Origin of the sequence: Streptomyces sp. NPDC046557 (genome assembly GCF_040645975.1) — a bacterium.
Taxonomy (GTDB): domain Bacteria; phylum Actinomycetota; class Actinomycetes; order Streptomycetales; family Streptomycetaceae; genus Streptomyces.
On record NZ_JBEYZH010000022.1, the window covers coordinates 71161 to 86342 of the forward strand.

Here is a 15182-nt window from a genome sequence, read left to right on the forward strand (position 1 = left end):
TCGACGGCCGGCTGCGGCGCTACTGCAGGCGGTCACAGCGGTTTCACTTCGGCCGATTTGCAGCGCCCCCCGGGCGAACGTCTGGGAGTCTCGCTCTACCTGTACCACGTCGCGGTCGACCCCTCCCGTCGAGGCGCGGCGGGGCGACGGACCAAGCACAACCGTCAGGGGACGCACGCCGGCCGTGGTTGCAGTGTTGCCGCTCAGGCCGTCGCCGGGGTGCGGTCGTGGAGTACATGCTCAATCCTTCCTGCTGCTCGCGCACTTGCAGGCCGAGAGGACCGCGGCTTCGGACCCGAATCGCCCTTGCACACCCATGGAGGCGCGAGGCGACTGCCCGGTGACCTGCGAACGCCCGCCCCCACAGCTACGGAGGTCACCGCCGCCGCCGGCGGCGGTGACACTTCGCGATAGAGCCAGACGGCCGGTAACGGCTTCGCCCTGATACGAACCTGCGCCCAGCCTGCATAGACATCGCGCACCGGTGACGGCTGCCAGAACCGGTGCTGCGGAGCAATGCCTGCCTACCCCGCCGCGTCCGACCGGGTGGCCGGTTATCAGGCGGCCCCTGCGCTGCGGCGCCCGACCGCGGACACAGGTTCGCCTCGTCTTCTACGGGGCGAGTTGGGTGGCGAACAGTGCGCGTACCCGGGCCCAGGAGTCTTCGGCGGCGGCCTTGTCGTACATACCGCGTCCGGGGAAGAAGAACGCGTGCTGTGCTTCGGGGTAGACGACCGTCTCGTGGCGTACCCCCGCCGCTGCCAGGGCATCACCGATCCGGCCGCGCTGGTCCGCGTCGATGACGTGGTCGAGTTCCGCGAAGAACAGCAGCATCTGCACATCGCGGTCGGCGATGGCGCCGGTCGCCTCCAGCAGCGGCTCCGGGCGGCTCAGCGCGGTCCCCGCGACCGGCAGCCACCCCGGGTAGAAGATCGCCGCTGCCGCGAGGTCGAGGCGGCTCGCGGCGAAGTAGGCGATGTGGCCGCCGAGGCTGAACCCGAGGACGCCGCACTTGCCGGTGGCGCCCGCGTGGTCACGGACGTAGTCGGTACAGGCACGCAGATCCGTTTCGACCTCGTCCCGGGTCAGCAGGCCGAGAAGCTCGAAGGCACGCGTCCTGTTGGCGTCGCTCTCCTCCAGGCCGCTGGCGGTCTCCGGGCCGGAGCGGTGATACAGGTTCGGGGCGATCGCGACATAGCCGAGTTCCGCGACGTGCCGCACCACGGCCCGAACCTCCTCGGTCACCCCCCACAACTCGGCGCAGATCAGCACGGCCGGATGGCTGCCGCCCCCGGCCGGACGAGCCAGATAGGCGCTCATCGACGCCGAACCACCTACCTCGATATCCACAGCGTGCGCGACGATCTCGTATGCCATGAGGTTCCCCCTCGATCGTGATGATCACCGCACTCTGCCAGAGCACAGTCGACCACGGAATGCGGTATCGACATACGAACAGCCGTGCCGAGCGCCATCGATCCGCGACCCCTCGTACGACACGGCGCGATGGTCCCCGCTCGGGGCCCGGCTCACACGTCAACGCCGGCCCCACCGGCGAGGCGCCCTCCCGCCGACATCCGACGCGCGGAAGCGTTCCCCAAGGTCGAGGGGCCGCGCCGTGGCTGCGGGGTGAGGTCCGGGTTTCGGTTGTCGGTCACCTGGTTCGCTCGACGCTCCACCGCGGCAGCAGTTCGAAGAAGGTGACCGCCTCCGCCCGCCACCGCGGGCGCCATCCGGCGGTCACAGCGGACGCTTGCCGGGCATAGCGGCGCATGTCTGCCTGCATTTTGCCCGGCACACCGCGGCGTTCGCCGATTTCCCGGACAGCGGCGATGGTTTCCGGCTCACATGCCGGGTTGCCGAGCGCGGCTTCCAGCAGGTGACGCTCAGGGCCGTCGACGGCCGACAGCAGCGCGTTGACGGTGTAGCTGCGCCTGCCGTCGCGGAGGTCGGTTCCGATCGGCTTGCCCATGGCTGCCGCGTCCCCGAACAGGTCCAGGTAGTCGTCGCGCATCTGCCCGCAGACCCCCACCAGCCGCGCATACTCCCGCAGTTCCTCGTCGAAGAGGGCCGGCTCCTGGCCCGCGGCCAGGAGTCCGAGCCGCATGGGCGCGAGAATCGAGTAACGGGCGGACTTGTAGTCGGCCACGCAGTGCAGGACGTCCTCGTCCGGCGCGGCGGCGAAGTCGCGTTCCAGGTCGACGATCTGACCCACGAACGTGTCGGTCGCCGCCCGGGTCTGCACCTCGATCATGGCCTGCCGCACCGCCACGGGTACCTTCGACTCCTCCAGCAGCACCCGCAGCGACAGGGCAAGGGCGAGGTCGCCCGCGAGCACGGTCAGACCAAGGGCCGCCTGCGGGTGGTCGGGAAACCGCTCGCGGTAGGCGTAGTAGGTGGAGGGGGCGCCGCGACGGGTGGGGCTGTCGTCGATGAGGTCGTCGTGCACCAGGCCGTGGGTCTGCAGCAGCTCGATGCTCAGCGCGGCGGCGCCCAGTCCTTCAACCGGCTCCTCGGTCACCAGACGTGCCGCCTCATGCAGCAACACGACCCGCATCCGTTTTCCGCCGCGCAGGGACAACTCCCGCAGCAACCGCACACAGTCCGGGGTGAAGCGGCTGAAGGACGGCGCATCGAGTTGAGCGCTCACCCTGTCGAAGTACTCCTCGAAGAGCGCGTTGAACCGGTGCTCGTGTCCGGCGACACGCTCGAGGATCTGCTGGGTCATGACGCGGTCTTCCTACTCGGGGACTGCCACGGGACACATTTGTGTACGGGTGACACTCGGGTCGGTGCCCGAGCTGTCCCCGTCGGGCAGGGTCAGGACGTGTACCGGGTGGCCCGAGGGTCCTTCAGCCAAGAACAGGCGCTCGGAATGGGCGACAGGAACGGCCCGGCCGCTCGCCGGGTCCGGGCGCCGCCCGAAGCGCGGGCGTTCCCACGGAGCGGGAGTCGCCGGGCTCCTACCTGGCTCGCGGCGCGGATTCCTGCGGGGCAACGGTCGCGGGTGCCTGCGGGGCAGGAGTCGCCGATTCTCACTGCCCGGGCGCCGAGGATTCCTGCGGGACCGGCGGGTGGCATTCGGCGCCGGCGTCGTCCTCCTCCGTGCGCGGCCAGTGCCGTCCTTCGAGGGCCTCGGCGCTGCGGTTGAGTCGGACCAGGACGTCCTCCAGCTCCCGTACCTCCTCAGGGGACCAGTCGGCGACCACCCGGGCCAGGCAGGACCGGTTGACCTCACGGTCTCCGGCGAGCCGGCGCCCGCCTTCGGCGGTGATGCGCAGCTTGCGGGCCATGCCGCCGTCCGGGTCCGCGACGCGCTCGGCCAGTCCGCAGCGCAGCAGTGCCGCCGTCTGGCGGTTCACGGTCGAGGTGTCGAGCCCGAAGGCATCCGCCAACTGCCCGATGGACATGGGGCCTTGGGTGTCGAGCCGGCTGAGCAGCAGGTACGCCGACCGCTCCAGGCGTTCGGGGTCTCGCTCGCGCCGGGCCAGCACCTGGTGCCGCGAGAGCAGCATCAGCTCCCGCTCCAGTTTCTCCAGCACTGCGCCTCCACTCCTTCCGGCGCTCCATTATCGCGGACACGTGGACCGGCGGACCTCTCAAGGGCCGGTCTGCGGACGGCTTCGCCCGCAGACCGGCCACGGCAATATGCATGATACACAGTATGTGTACTATGCACTCCTGGTTGTCACCCGACGAGCCACAGCCTCACACCGGAGGACCCGCATGACCGTCACCACGTCCACCGCCTCCCGCGCGGCCGAGATCCTGTCCCGGCCGATCACGCTGAACGGCCTGACCGTCCCCAACCGCATCGCGATGGCTCCGATGACGCGGATGTTCTCTCCCGGCGGCGTGCCCGGCGAGGACGTGCAGGCGTACTACGCCAGCCGGGCCGCCGCAGGTGTGGGCTTGATCGTCACCGAGGGCACCTACGTCGGTCACCAGTCCGCCGGGCAGAGCGACCGGGTGCCGCGCTTCCACGGGGAGGAGCAGTTGGCGGGGTGGGCGAAGGTCGCCGCGGCCGTGCACGAGGCGGGTGGCACGATCGTGCCCCAGCTGTGGCACATAGGCATGGTGCGCAAGCAGGGCGAGGCACCGTACGCCGAAGCGCCCGCCGTCGGCCCCTCCGGTATCCGCGTCGATGGCACGGAGGGGACCGGCAAGGCGATGACCCGCGCCGACCTCGACGATGTCATCGGCGCGTTCGCCGACGCCGCCGTCGAGGCCGAGCGGATCGGCTTCGACGGCGTCGAACTGCACGGTGCCCACGGCTATTTGCTCGACCAGTTCCTTTGGGAGCGGACCAACCGCCGCACCGACGCGTACGGCGGCGACGCGGTGGCCCGTACGAAGTTCGCCGCCGAGATCGTGGCAGCGGTCCGCGAGCGCGTCGCGGCCGACTTCCCGGTGATCTTCCGCTACTCGCAGTGGAAGCAGGAAGGCTACGACGCCCGACTCGCGCAGACCCCGGAGGAGCTGGAGGCCATCCTGGCCCCGCTGACGGCGGCGGGCGTCGACGCGTTCCACGCCTCCACCCGGCGCTACTGGCTCCCGGAGTTCGAGGGCTCGGACCTGAACCTGGCGGGCTGGACCAAGAAGCTCACCGGCCGGCCTACCATCACCGTCGGTTCGGTCGGCCTCGACGGCGACTTCATCCGCTCCTTCGTCGGCGAGGGCGCGGCGCTCGGCGACATCGACAACCTCCTGGACCGCATGGAACGCGACGAGTTCGACATGGTCGCCGTCGGCCGGGCGCTGCTCCAGGACCCGCAGTGGGCGGCGAAGGTCCTCGGCAACCGCTTCGACGAGCTGAAGCCGTACGACGCGGCGGCGCTCAAGTCGCTCAGCCGGTAGCCGGCAGCCATCCGGACGGCTGGTCCGAGGAAGCCCCGTGGCATCGGTCCGCCGACGTCACGCGGCAGCCCCTGCCACTCAGGCCCGGCGCATCGCGCTTCCGTGTTCGACCGGGTTCAGTGCTCGCAGAGCGAAAATTCTCGCTCGTAGAGCTGTTCGTTGTGTTCGTCGACGAAGAACTTGCGTTCCTGCATGAGTTGTTCGCGGTAGTTCTTGGCCTGTTCAAGCGTCATGGTCGAGGTGTCGGACCATGGTTGTTGCGGTGGCACATCGGATGTCGAGACTATCTTTTCCGATGGGTCGACCAGGAAGAACGCGAGAATTTTGCGATGCCCCGGGCGGGTGGGGTCCGTGAGGCGGAATGAGCCGACGCGGTGTTGCAGGATGTTCGGGAACGCCAGGCAGCGGCCCGCTGGGGTCGACGTCGATCCCAGCATCTGGTTCAGTGCGTCTTCGTCCTCCAGGCCGTAGACCTCACGGAGGCCGTTGTCGTCGTTCTGCTCGTAGTGCGGGTCGTCGAGTGCCGCCCGGAAACTCAGTCGGCTTTCGGTGATGTTCTCGCTGTCCCAGTAGTAGATGGCGGTCGAGACGATCCGCTCGTTCATCATCCCCTCGACATGCCAGGAACCGCCGGGGTACTCGGGCTTGTCTGGGGTGAGATGAATGGTGGCGAGCTTGACGATGACCTGGAGAGAGCGGCCGCGCAGGTCGACTCGGGCGGATTCATCGGGCAACTCGGGCGGGGTGAAGGCAGGTGCGTCCGGGACGACCGGCCGGCGGTTTTCCCACCAGTCGGCCTGGGCCTCTTCCCACGCATCGCAGGCTTCCGCGTAGGCCCGATCATCACTGTAGGCGGACTTGTCCGGATACTCCGGCTCCGAGTCGTACCACCCGAAAGGATTCGCCTTGATTCGTGGGGGCCGCGGATGGCGCAGATCGGTGAGCACGTTCTCCAGCAGCGGGCGCATGCGCGCGAACACATCGGGCAGGACGGCGGCCAGTTCGCGGTGAGTGTCGGGGTGGACGTTGTTGACGTACGAACGGAAGGCGACATCGCCGTCGTCACTGACCTCGACGTCCGTGGGCAGCCACTGGAATTTCTCCGAGAATTCGTACCTCGAGTACCGGTCCGTCGGGTTCTCCCAAGCCCAATCGGGTGCCCCGCTCACCTCTCTCACGAGGCAGAACAGTGAGGGATGAACCAGATCCAGTACTTGGCCGTCGGATCCGGGATGCCAGTCCTGTTCTGCTTCGGGGACCTCTTCCAGAGCCTGAACCGCCTCGCGCAGCCGGGATCTGAGCTTGTCGTCCACCAGTGTGTCCGACTGCCACACCCCGTCGACGGCTGACACCTCGACGCCGGTTCGTCCGTCCCGCAGGGCGGCGTAATGCCGGAGTTCGGCAAGCACGTAACGCACCTGCGCTTCGGTGAGGCCTTGGGCAACCGCTTCTTGTGCCCACCTGGCGACGATGTCGGCGTCGTGCATCTTGTCGAACCACCCCGACTTCGCCCGAATGAGCGCGCTGCACTGCATCATCTGAAGCTCCCGCAGCGTTCGGGGTGTCGCGAACGCTATGGAACGAGAAGCATGAAAAGGCAGCGGGAAAGCAGACAGGGCAGTCAATTCTCCTGGTCCTCCCAGTCGGTGTGCGGTGGCTGGAAGGATACTTCAGCAGACTGACACCGCAGCCGTGGCCCCGTCATCGCTGTGACGATGACCCAGGCGGGGTTCGCGGGGGCGGTGAGGGCCCCGGGCGCGGACGGCCAGCCGCCTGGTGGACTGCGTCCGCGCTGCCCCGCCGGTACGCCAAGAGCGGGGCGCCGGCTTCGGAGTTCAGGGCAGGAGGTCCGGCTGCGCGTCGGGGCTGCTGGTGGCGGGGCCGGAATCCCGGCCTCCTGCGATCTTCTCGCCGGTGACTGCGTCGAAGAGTGCGTGTCCGTCGTGGGACACGACCTTGACGAGGTCGTGTTCGGTGTCCGGATGGACCGCGAAACCGATGCCGAGCAGGCCGCCGATGGGAATCCTGCGGTCCGGCACTGGCTGCCAGGGCGCCGGAGCCGACGTGACAGGGGCAGCAGGTAGCAATCGCGTAGGCGCTGCCGGACGGACTGAGCACCCGGGTGGTGCTCGGACAGCGCGGCGCCGACCGCGCCGGCTCCCTGAAGCACGCCACCTCGGCGGCGGCCCTTCTGATCCCGCATGTCGGAGGGCCGTCCCGGGGATGATCGGTTCACGCCGCCTCGGCCGTCCTGGAGCGACCCGCCGCCCTCGCCACCCTCGCCACCCGAAAAGGCGCCAACGATGGCCTCATACCGGCCGGCTGAACCAGCAGTAGACCCCTCGGTGCGGCCCCCCGGCAGGGGCGTCAGACCACGGCCCTGCGGCACCGGCCTTCAGGAGGAGACAGTCGCCCGCTATCCGGCCCCGCGCGCTGGATAGGATTCCGGCATGGCGAAGACGACTGCGGAGAAGCTGGGCATCAAGGAGGGCGCGACCCTCCTGACGTTCGGAGCGCCGGCCGACTGGTCGTGCGGACCTCTTCCCTCCGCCGCCACGGTGGTCGCGGAGGCCAAGAACCCGGACCTGGTGCTGCTTTTCGCCCCCGACGCCGCGACCCTCGACGCCACCGTCAAGAGGGCGCTCGACGCGGTCCCGTTCGACGGTCTGGTCTGGGTCGCCTACCGCAAGGGCGGTGTGAAGGCCGGCACCGACCTCAACCGCGACATCCTGCAGAACCGCCTCTCCGGCCACGGCCTGGTCGGCGTCACGCTGATCGCCCTCGATGCCACCTGGTCAGCCATGCGCGTCCGCCCACTGGACCGGCCCCGCCGACGCTGACGCGCGGCGTAGCGGTGCCCGGCTACCCCGCCCCGGGAGCTCGGGGTACCCGGGGTGGGGCGTGCGCCCCAACCCGTTCAACGAACGGGAGAAGTATCGGTTCCGCACGAACCGCCGGGCCACCCGGGCGGCCCGGTTTTCACCTCCCAAGCGATGCATCGCCGCGATCAGGGGCTGACCGAAGCCGCTGACTGAGCAGCGGGTGGGGCCGGTCACCAGGTGGTGGCCGGCCCCGTCGCTTCGTGGCGAGGTTTCGGTTGCTATCCGCAGCTCCGCCTACCGCGTCGGCTTCGGCGACGCGAAACGCGGCCACGAGCAGCACACCCAAGATCACTTGTCAGACAAGATCCGACTGTCAGTCCTTGAGCTTGTACGTGCAGGGCTTGGCCGACTCGCCGCCCTGATTGTCCGCGACTTGCTTGCCGTCGACCTTGATCGTGCACGGGGCAGCCTTCAGCATCCCGTCCGAGCCCTTGACCGAACCCGGCACCAGCGACACCGTGACGCCGACCTTCAGCTCGGCGCCCTCCAACTGTATGGACTCCGTCTTCGTCCAGGGCAGCGTCACCTGCTCGAAGTGGTTGGTGTTCCCGATCCACATGACGTTGGACGCCCCCGTGCCGTCGACCTCGAAGACCACCTGATGCGGAACGCCCTTCTTACCCGAGGACGAGCCCTTCGCGCCGCTCGCCGGGGCACTGGGCGAGGCGGCGCCCGCCTTGGCCGGGCCGGCGTCCTTCTTCTCGCTACCGCACCCGGTCAGCAGCGCGGCCGCCGCGAGCAGGCTGATGGTGAGAGTGGCTGTCCTGCGCATGCGCGTACATCCCCGTTGTCGAACTGATCGGTGTCGGTGCAATAGGAGACCGTAGATCACGGCGCTGCGCCGAAGGACACCGCCCGACGTACATCGACCCATCCCCGCACCACACGCTCCGGTAGGCGACGTTCTCGCACCGGCCGAGGATAGCCCGGGCCCGGGGCGGGCGCCGCTCAGCGGTGGTCGGCGCCGAAGGCTTCGCTCTCGCGCAGCACTGCCAGGGCGAAGGCGAGGCGCTTGTCCAGCCGGCCATCGCGCTTGACGAAGTACCAGCGCTTGTCGTCTGTGGTGCGGGGGAAGGTCAGTACCGCTTCCCCGTACCGACCGTCCGCGCCTTCCTCCTGCCCGTCCTCGCGCCCACCGCCCAGACCACGGGTTTGAGGGGTGAGCCGGAGTCTGTGCCTTCGTCGGACCCGAAGGACAGCAGGGAGTCCACGACCCCGTCGAGGACACGGCCCACCCCGCGCCCCAGGGCCGCCCCTCGCCCAGTTGCGCGGGGCCACGATGGCCGGGGGCCCAGACTGTTCCATCCCCAGGCCGTGTTGGGTGAGCCGCTTCGTGACCGGGGTGCGGCGGACCGAGCCGAGCTCTTGGCCGACGGCGTTCCTCACCCGGTATCGATCGGAGCCGTCCGGGAGCACCGTGCACAACAACTGTCGGCTGTCCTCGTCCTCGAAGAGCCGGAAGCCGCCCTTCGAGACCAGTCCGGCCGGCTCCACGGGCATGACGTAAAGGGCGGGGACCATGTACTCGACGCCCCCGCGCATCCTCATGAACCGGACCGCATGCGCGCCGTCGCCCCGCTTCGATTTCCGGAACGTGCGCCGCATCATCCTGCCCACCGTGAACTGGGTGATCTCATCCCAGTGCACCGCCTCAAAAGACTCGTCCCGCCTGTTCCTCACGAATCCCATCAACCCCACCCTCCCGGTCTCCCGGCTTCCTCTCCGGCGGCACGAGGATACGAAAGGACCGGAGGGCCACGAGCAGGTGATGACCGCCGCCGGCCGCACGACTTCCGGATCCACGGGAGGCCGGGCCGAGTTCGAACACCCCCTCACGCCCGAAGGCGCCCCTGGACGACCGCGCCTGCGGGATGCCGTCCGGCCCGTTTGTCCCCGGATCAACCCCCGCAGCCTCCACATCCCCCTCCCCCGCCCGGTGAATCGTGCCAACCGCCGCGTCCGCTGCGCTCCATGGGCTCCCACGGGGGGCGGGTCAACAGCCCGCTCTCCTTCGTGAACCGGGGAAGCCGGGCGCGCAGCGCCGGGGCGCCGAAGACGGCGACGCTCAGCAGCAGCCCCCCGGGGTCGTCCCGATCCGTGGCGAGGCGGGCCCCGGCACGGTCTTGGCGCAGCCGGAGCAGCTCGGCGCCGCGCGGGGTGCGCCGGGGGCGCGTCCACAACACGAGGGCGGCGATGTCGGCGAGGAGCATGAGCCACAGCCACACCGTCTCCCCGCCACCCGTGGCGCCCCAGGCCGGTGCCGCGGCGAACACCGGGAGCAGCAGGGCCCGTGCGGCCCAGCGTCGCTTGGCGGACACCAGCAGCCCCGCACGCTCCAAGCCCCGGGCCGTCTCCCGGATGGCAGCCCGTACCCGGTCTTCGTTTTGCAACCGGCGCGGATGTGTTTTCCGGTAGAGCACGTCGTACTGGGCGCAGGCCACCGCGGAGCAGCCGCGCGGCGGCCGCCGGTGCTCAACCGCCCGCACCGTTTGCCGGAACCCGGCCTCCACAGCTCCGGCCAGGTACAGCTCGACCAGCCCGGTCTGCGCCGCCCCCCGCACTCCCCCACGCAACAGCCCCATCTCCACCGGCGACAACGCCCTGCGCGACGATCCGACCCAGCCGCCACCGAACCGCACCACCCCCGCCAACAGCACCAGAAGCCACGCCAGACCCGCCGGCACGCCACCCGTCAAGCCCACACGAACCACCCCCCGGTTCAGCCTTCCCCGGCTGTCCGCCGCCCGAAGCCCCCGCTTTGGCGGCGGGAGTATCCATGCCCCGCGCGGCCGCCGGCCCCGTCCTCGACGCCGCCCGCACTCGCGGCCTCGCGATCACCGGCGTGCCGCGCTCGTGCGCGCTCTCGCCTTACTCACCGCTACTCCCCCGCCCAGTACGCGGCCCGCACCTCCCCCTCGGCGAAGTCCCGGCGCGGCAACCGCACGCCGAGGGACACCTCCAGGGCGTGGAAGTACAGCTCGAACGTGCTGGTCAGTTCGGGGTGGTCCAGCTCCGCACGGCGCACCGCCCGGTTGAGGAAGTCCAGCTCGCCGCCCCGTAGATAGGGGGCGCGGCCGCGCTCGTACCAGATCAGCTCCAGCGCGCCCCAGTCGTCGTCGACGCGGCGGCCGTCCCGCATGTAGTCGAAGGTGTAGATGGCTTTCGCGGAGGTGGCGGTCAGCCACACGCTCTCCTTGATCCCGAGCGCCTCGTACGCCTCCTTGTCGGCGAAGGATCCCGGCGGCGTGTCGTGGTACAGCAGAAACGTCCACCCGCCCGCCTGCCCGAAACAGCAACTCTCCCACTGGCGGTCCCGGTGAGCCCGGCCGCTGTCCACAGCCTCCAGGTCCTTCAGGCGGGTACCGGCTGCGACCTGCGCGGGATCGGCTCCGTACAGCAGGGCCAGCCGCTCGGCGTCGACGGTTCGTCCGGGCGCCGCGCGAAAGAAGGCAAGCGTCGTGTACGGGTCCTGCTCACGCCAGGCCCCGGCTATCCAGGCGAGCCCTTCCAGCGGGTCGCGTCCGCACCCCTCGACCGTCCCCGTGTCGTCCAGGCCGCCACCGCGAAAGCGTCTGCCCCACGCCGGATCGATATGGTCCAGCGCGTCGGCCACCTCCTCGGGGCTACCGCCGGGCCGGCGCAGCGAGGCCTCCGCGATCAGGTAAAGCGCCTGCTCGAGGTCGCGCGTGGCGAAGACCTCCCGGTAGGGACCGTGACAGCCGCGCACTGTGCCGTCCTCGCCCAACAGGAGGCACAGGCCCCCGTCCTCCGCTGCCCCAGCGCCCTTGCCCCACTCCGCCAATTCGCCGTCCGAGACCACCACAGGTGGTAGCCCGACCATGTCGAGCAGGGGGGCGTGTCGTGAGACCGTCCGCTGCCAGGCCTCCGCAAGTGTCCGCTTGGTGATCTCCATGGCTTCAAGATAGAAGGGAGCACTGACAACCGGCCGACCGCCGCCGGCCGTTCACCACCCAACTGCTCAGGACCGGTACGGGGCGCACCCCGTCACCGTGGGCAGCAGCGCGAACGCCGACGCCTTCGCCGGACCGCCACCTGAGGGGCCGTGCGGAGGCCACACTCGGCCGGGGTGTCAAAGGGTGGTCCGCAGGAGCTCGCGCTGCTGGTCGACGGTGAGAGTGCTGCCGCGGAAGCCGTTCGGCTCCCTTCGAGCGCTCGGTCTCGCGGCCACGGCTGCCGGCCGTCAGGGTTGCTGTTCCCGCGGCCCGGGGCGCGCGTCAGAGCCGGTCCTCCGCAGGGCGGAGACCCACTCCGCCCAGGACGGTGAGGTCCGTCCGATGTGGTGCGGAAGACAGTAGTGCGAGATCTGGCGGGACGACGCCAGTGCCCAGGCAGCCCTCGCCGCTCCGGCGACCGCCGGCGCTCCCACCCCCGCGGATGTCCGCATCACGCTCAGACCAGGGTGGTGATGCAGAACGGGTGGCCTGCGGGGTCCAGCAGGACCCGCCACCGGTCGGGTTCCGGCTGGACGGCGGGCTCGACCGCCCCGAGGGCGAGCAGCCGGGCCTGGGCGACATCCAAGTCATCGACGCCCAGTTCGATGTGCGCCTGCTTCTCTTGGGAAGGGTCTGGCCAGGTGGGACGTCGGTAGTCGACCAGCCGGTTGAACCCCAGCCCCGCCGAGCCTTCCTGGCCGAGCAGAACGAAGTCGTCAGTGGAGTAGGCCACGGGCAGGCCGAGGGCGTCGCCGTAGAAACGGGCCAGTTCGGCAGGGTCCGGGCAGTCGAAAGTGACGGCCGAATAGCGGATCGCGGGTGCGGACGTGTTTCCAGTGCTCATGGGAGAGACGCTACGACGGGACCAGGACAGATTCGGTCCTGGTCATGCGGGACACTCCGAAGGTGATCAGCACATCCGCCCGCCTGCTGCGACTGGTCTCACTGCTGTCCGCACGACCGTCGTGGACCTGCGGCGAGCTGGCCGACAAGATGGCGGTCACCGAGCGCACGGTGCGGCGTGACGTCGCAAGGCTTCGAGAACTCGGCTATGGAGTCGAGTCCGACCCCGGGCCGTGGGGCGGCTATCGCCTGCGGCCCGGCGCCCGGGTACCGCCGTTGATCCTCGATGACGAAGAGGCACTCGCCGTGGCGGTCGGGCTGCGCGAGGCCGCACTCAGCGGCGTTCTCGGAGGCGATCAGGCCGCTCTGTCCGCTCTGTTGAAACTACGTCAGGTCCTACCAAGCCGGATCGCGGACCGGCTGGGCGAGATGGACGCCGCCCTTGTACACACCACGAGGCCCGACGAACCGCAGATCACGCCCCGCATGCTGCTGGAATTGGCCTCAGCATGCCGCCGGGGCGAGCGCAGCCGCCTGTCGTACCGCGATCGGGAAGGAAGGGCCACGGTCCGGGATGTCGACCCGTACCGTCTGGTACACACGGGGCGCCGCTGGTACTTCGTCGCCCGGGACGTGACGCGGGACGAATGGCGTACGTTCCGGGCCGACAGGGTTGGCCGGATACAGCCGACCGGGCGTCCGGTGGACCTTGGCGACCCACCCGACCCGGCTCTGCTCGTCTCCCGCTCCATCGCGACCGGCGCCTACCCGCTCTACGTGACGATCCGCCTCCCTCTGCCCTTGGAGAAGGCGCTTCGGCTGATCCCGCCGACGGTCGGTACTCATCGCCCGGAAGGCCCCGACGCCACGATCGTCGAGATCGGCGGCCCCGACGCGGACGGGCTAGCCACGTACCTCCTCAGCCTCGCCACACCCCTGCGGGTCCTGTCACCCGACCCCGTACGGGAAGCTCTGCTGCGCCGCACCCGGGAACTGTTCGAGGACAACGACCGCTCTGGGAACACCAACGGACGAAGCTGAGCGCGAGTAGCCGGCTCGCACGACGTGGCCTTCCGAGTGCCGCGCGTTCACCGCGTTCGCCGACGGAACGGACGGGCGCGGTAGAGGCCGGCATCACCGACCCCCGGTGAAGAACCCACCGGCGCGCCCAACCTCCCGAGTCCCGAACGCATGGAACAGCGGCACCCCGGGCACCCGCCTGGACCAGATCAGCCACGCCGAGCAACGGGAGACCAGATGATGCGCAACGCCGTGACCTGCGACCGTGAGAGCTGCCTCGCCCTGTCTCTGGAGCCGGAGGAGCCGGAGAACACCCGGTTCGAGGACCTGATCGTGGAAGCCGGGTGGGTCCTGCGGCCGGCAGTCGTGGTCCTGCCGGGCTACCCGGGCGCGCCCGACGTCCTCGCGCACCTCTGCCCCGCCTGCGCGGCCGAACGGGGCCCGGTCCTCGAACGCGGAGAGTGCCCCACCTGCGCCGGCGCGACCGAGGACCTGGATACCGGATCCACCTGCCGCTACTGCCGGAAAGTCGTCCCCCACCTTGCCGACAAGTGGTGCTGACCCTCGGACACAAGAACTCAGGCATCCACCGCCACGCCGGCGCCAACTGCCCTCGTGTCGCGACAGGAACAGCCCCCGCGACCGGGCAGCGCACTACCGCTCGGTGCGCGCGGCGTACTTGACGGTGTACCGCTGGGCGATCTCCAGTTGTTCGCGCTCCATCCACGGGGCGGCCACGAGCACGTCGGGCAACATCGCCCGTTCGGTGGTCACCGCGCGGAACAGGCGGGACACGGTCACATCGTGGTCCGGGCGGCGCACGACGGTGATCCCGTCGCCCGCACTGATGTCACCCGCCGTGATGACGCGGAGCATCGCGCCGGGGGACGCGGCCCGGGTGAAGCGGCGCACCCATCCCTTCTCGCCGAGCCGGCCGGCGAAGGTGCGGCAGGGGATCCGGCCGCCGGTCACCTCGACGACGGCCTCGGGGCCGATCCGCCACTGTTCGCCGATGAGCGCGCGTCGCAGGTCCATGCCGACGACGGTCAGGTTCTCGCCGAACGAACCGTTGGCCAGTACGCGGTTCAGCTCCCGCTGCCAGCCGTCCAGGTCCTCCCGGGCGAAGGCGTACACGGCGCGGTCGTCACCGCCGTGGAAGCGCCGGTCACACACCGCGTCACCACTCACGCCGCTGCCCGCCAGGCCGGGTGGCCCTGCCGGGGCCACCCGGACCGGCCCGTCCACCGGGCGCTTGTCGATTCCCGTCGCGCCGCCCGGGGCGTCCGTGTAGGGCACCGCGCGAGCCCGTCCGATGTTGACGCTGAGGACGGAGCCGTGCGCGCTGTTCACGCGTCGGGCCTTCGTGTAACCGGCACGGGCCGCCCGGATGGTCCGCCCCGGGGGGCGAAGGGGCAGTGCCCGTACGCGTCCGTCCACATCCCGCAATACTGACGCACCTCGAACGATTCGCCGAATTCGGCGAGGTTCGGGTTGATCGAATCCTGCAGGCGCAGTTCGCGGTCACGGATGCGGCGCTGGAGACCTTCGTAGACGCCGTTCTCCACCAGCCGACGGAACTGTTCGAGGAGCAGCATGAGTTCCGCGGACCCGTACGCCGCGTCGGTGT

16 protein-coding genes are annotated in these 15182 nt (G+C 70.0%); 4 read left to right on the forward strand and 12 right to left on the reverse strand.

The window, feature by feature from the left end; genetic code table 11:
* Nucleotides 1-612: 612 nt before the first annotated feature.
* The 3 genes from ABZ934_RS27235 to ABZ934_RS27245 form a co-directional block, all read right to left on the reverse strand.
* On the reverse strand, nt 613-1377 hold the full coding sequence (locus ABZ934_RS27235; RefSeq protein ID WP_361318092.1) for a dienelactone hydrolase family protein: 765 nt from the start codon (nt 1375-1377) through the stop codon (nt 613-615).
* A 277-nt stretch (nt 1378-1654) separates the two neighbouring features.
* Complete coding sequence (locus tag ABZ934_RS27240; RefSeq protein WP_361318094.1) at nt 1655-2728, reverse strand: polyprenyl synthetase family protein; 1074 nt, start codon at nt 2726-2728, stop codon at nt 1655-1657.
* Between the two features lie 307 nt (nt 2729-3035).
* Entirely contained in the window at nt 3036-3515 is a 480-nt protein-coding gene (locus ABZ934_RS27245) for a MarR family transcriptional regulator (protein WP_361318162.1), read from the reverse strand.
* Nucleotides 3516-3726: 211 nt separating this feature from the next.
* Between ABZ934_RS27245 and ABZ934_RS27250 the strand changes: the two genes are divergently transcribed.
* The gene (locus ABZ934_RS27250) at nt 3727-4857 is read left to right on the forward strand and encodes an NADH:flavin oxidoreductase (RefSeq protein WP_361318096.1); all 1131 of its coding nucleotides are present in this window, start codon (nt 3727-3729) and stop codon (nt 4855-4857) included.
* Between the two features lie 116 nt (nt 4858-4973).
* Here the strand turns inward: ABZ934_RS27250 and ABZ934_RS27255 are convergent, their stop codons facing one another.
* Nucleotides 4974-6482: a DUF4246 domain-containing protein gene (locus ABZ934_RS27255; protein ID WP_361318098.1), complete on the reverse strand. Its 1509-nt coding sequence runs from the start codon at nt 6480-6482 to the stop codon at nt 4974-4976.
* A 210-nt stretch (nt 6483-6692) separates the two neighbouring features.
* Entirely contained in the window at nt 6693-6896 is a 204-nt protein-coding gene (locus tag ABZ934_RS27260) for a hypothetical protein (RefSeq protein ID WP_361318100.1), read from the reverse strand.
* Between the two features lie 411 nt (nt 6897-7307).
* Between ABZ934_RS27260 and ABZ934_RS27265 the strand changes: the two genes are divergently transcribed.
* Complete coding sequence (locus ABZ934_RS27265) at nt 7308-7697, forward strand: hypothetical protein (RefSeq protein ID WP_361318102.1); 390 nt, start codon at nt 7308-7310, stop codon at nt 7695-7697.
* Nucleotides 7698-8052: 355 nt separating this feature from the next.
* Here ABZ934_RS27265 and ABZ934_RS27270 read toward each other — a convergent pair whose 3' ends face one another.
* The 5 genes from ABZ934_RS27270 to ABZ934_RS27290 all read right to left on the reverse strand — a co-directional run bounded on the left by ABZ934_RS27270 (nt 8053) and on the right by ABZ934_RS27290 (nt 12536).
* Nucleotides 8053-8511 (reverse strand): hypothetical protein, encoded by a 459-nt coding sequence (locus ABZ934_RS27270; protein WP_361318104.1) that lies wholly within the window; start codon nt 8509-8511, stop codon nt 8053-8055.
* A gap of 176 nt (nt 8512-8687) precedes the next feature.
* Nucleotides 8688-9287, reverse strand: coding sequence for a hypothetical protein (locus tag ABZ934_RS27275; RefSeq protein WP_361318106.1), 600 nt, complete (start codon nt 9285-9287; stop codon nt 8688-8690).
* Between the two features lie 350 nt (nt 9288-9637).
* Nucleotides 9638-10441 carry a TIGR04222 domain-containing membrane protein gene (locus ABZ934_RS27280; RefSeq protein ID WP_361318108.1) on the reverse strand — a complete coding sequence of 268 codons (804 nt, stop codon included), beginning with the start codon at nt 10439-10441 and terminating at the stop codon, nt 9638-9640.
* 176 nt (nt 10442-10617) lie between these two features.
* Nucleotides 10618-11652, reverse strand: coding sequence for a hypothetical protein (locus ABZ934_RS27285; protein ID WP_361318110.1), 1035 nt, complete (start codon nt 11650-11652; stop codon nt 10618-10620).
* 497 nt (nt 11653-12149) lie between these two features.
* Nucleotides 12150-12536 carry a VOC family protein gene (locus tag ABZ934_RS27290; protein WP_361318112.1) on the reverse strand — a complete coding sequence of 129 codons (387 nt, stop codon included), beginning with the start codon at nt 12534-12536 and terminating at the stop codon, nt 12150-12152.
* A 62-nt stretch (nt 12537-12598) separates the two neighbouring features.
* Here ABZ934_RS27290 and ABZ934_RS27295 point away from each other — a divergent pair, with 62 nt between their 5' ends.
* Entirely contained in the window at nt 12599-13576 is a 978-nt protein-coding gene (locus ABZ934_RS27295) for a YafY family protein (protein WP_361318114.1), read from the forward strand.
* Nucleotides 13577-13792: 216 nt separating this feature from the next.
* Nucleotides 13793-14116 carry a hypothetical protein gene (locus tag ABZ934_RS27300; RefSeq protein WP_361318116.1) on the forward strand — a complete coding sequence of 108 codons (324 nt, stop codon included), beginning with the start codon at nt 13793-13795 and terminating at the stop codon, nt 14114-14116.
* Nucleotides 14117-14209: 93 nt separating this feature from the next.
* On the opposite strand, the gene ABZ934_RS27305 is transcribed toward ABZ934_RS27300, so the two are convergent.
* Entirely contained in the window at nt 14210-14905 is a 696-nt protein-coding gene (locus ABZ934_RS27305; RefSeq protein WP_361318118.1) for an MOSC domain-containing protein, read from the reverse strand.
* Nucleotides 14902-15150 (reverse strand): YqcI/YcgG family protein, encoded by a 249-nt coding sequence (locus ABZ934_RS27310; protein ID WP_361318120.1) that lies wholly within the window; start codon nt 15148-15150, stop codon nt 14902-14904. Before ABZ934_RS27310 ends, ABZ934_RS27305 begins: the two co-directional genes overlap by 4 nt.
* Nucleotides 15151-15182: the final 32 nt, after the last annotated feature.

Excerpts from the sequence above, each read along its gene's own strand:
- ABZ934_RS27235 (WP_361318092.1), bottom strand. The coding sequence starts at position 1,377 with ATGGCATACGAGATCGTCGCGCACGCTGTGGATATCGAGGTAGGTGGT.
- ABZ934_RS27240 (WP_361318094.1), bottom strand. The coding sequence starts at position 2,728 with ATGACCCAGCAGATCCTCGAGCGTGTCGCCGGACACGAGCACCGGTTC.
- ABZ934_RS27245 (WP_361318162.1), bottom strand. The coding sequence starts at position 3,515 with ATGCTGCTCTCGCGGCACCAGGTGCTGGCCCGGCGCGAGCGAGACCCC.
- ABZ934_RS27250 (WP_361318096.1), top strand. The coding sequence starts at position 3,727 with ATGACCGTCACCACGTCCACCGCCTCCCGCGCGGCCGAGATCCTGTCC.
- ABZ934_RS27265 (WP_361318102.1), top strand. The coding sequence starts at position 7,308 with ATGGCGAAGACGACTGCGGAGAAGCTGGGCATCAAGGAGGGCGCGACC.
- ABZ934_RS27270 (WP_361318104.1), bottom strand. The coding sequence starts at position 8,511 with ATGCGCAGGACAGCCACTCTCACCATCAGCCTGCTCGCGGCGGCCGCG.
- ABZ934_RS27275 (WP_361318106.1), bottom strand. The coding sequence starts at position 9,287 with ATGAGGATGCGCGGGGGCGTCGAGTACATGGTCCCCGCCCTTTACGTC.
- ABZ934_RS27285 (WP_361318110.1), bottom strand. The coding sequence starts at position 11,652 with ATGGAGATCACCAAGCGGACACTTGCGGAGGCCTGGCAGCGGACGGTC.
- ABZ934_RS27290 (WP_361318112.1), bottom strand. The coding sequence starts at position 12,536 with ATGAGCACTGGAAACACGTCCGCACCCGCGATCCGCTATTCGGCCGTC.
- ABZ934_RS27300 (WP_361318116.1), top strand. The coding sequence starts at position 13,793 with ATGATGCGCAACGCCGTGACCTGCGACCGTGAGAGCTGCCTCGCCCTG.
- ABZ934_RS27310 (WP_361318120.1), bottom strand. The coding sequence starts at position 15,150 with ATGCTGCTCCTCGAACAGTTCCGTCGGCTGGTGGAGAACGGCGTCTAC.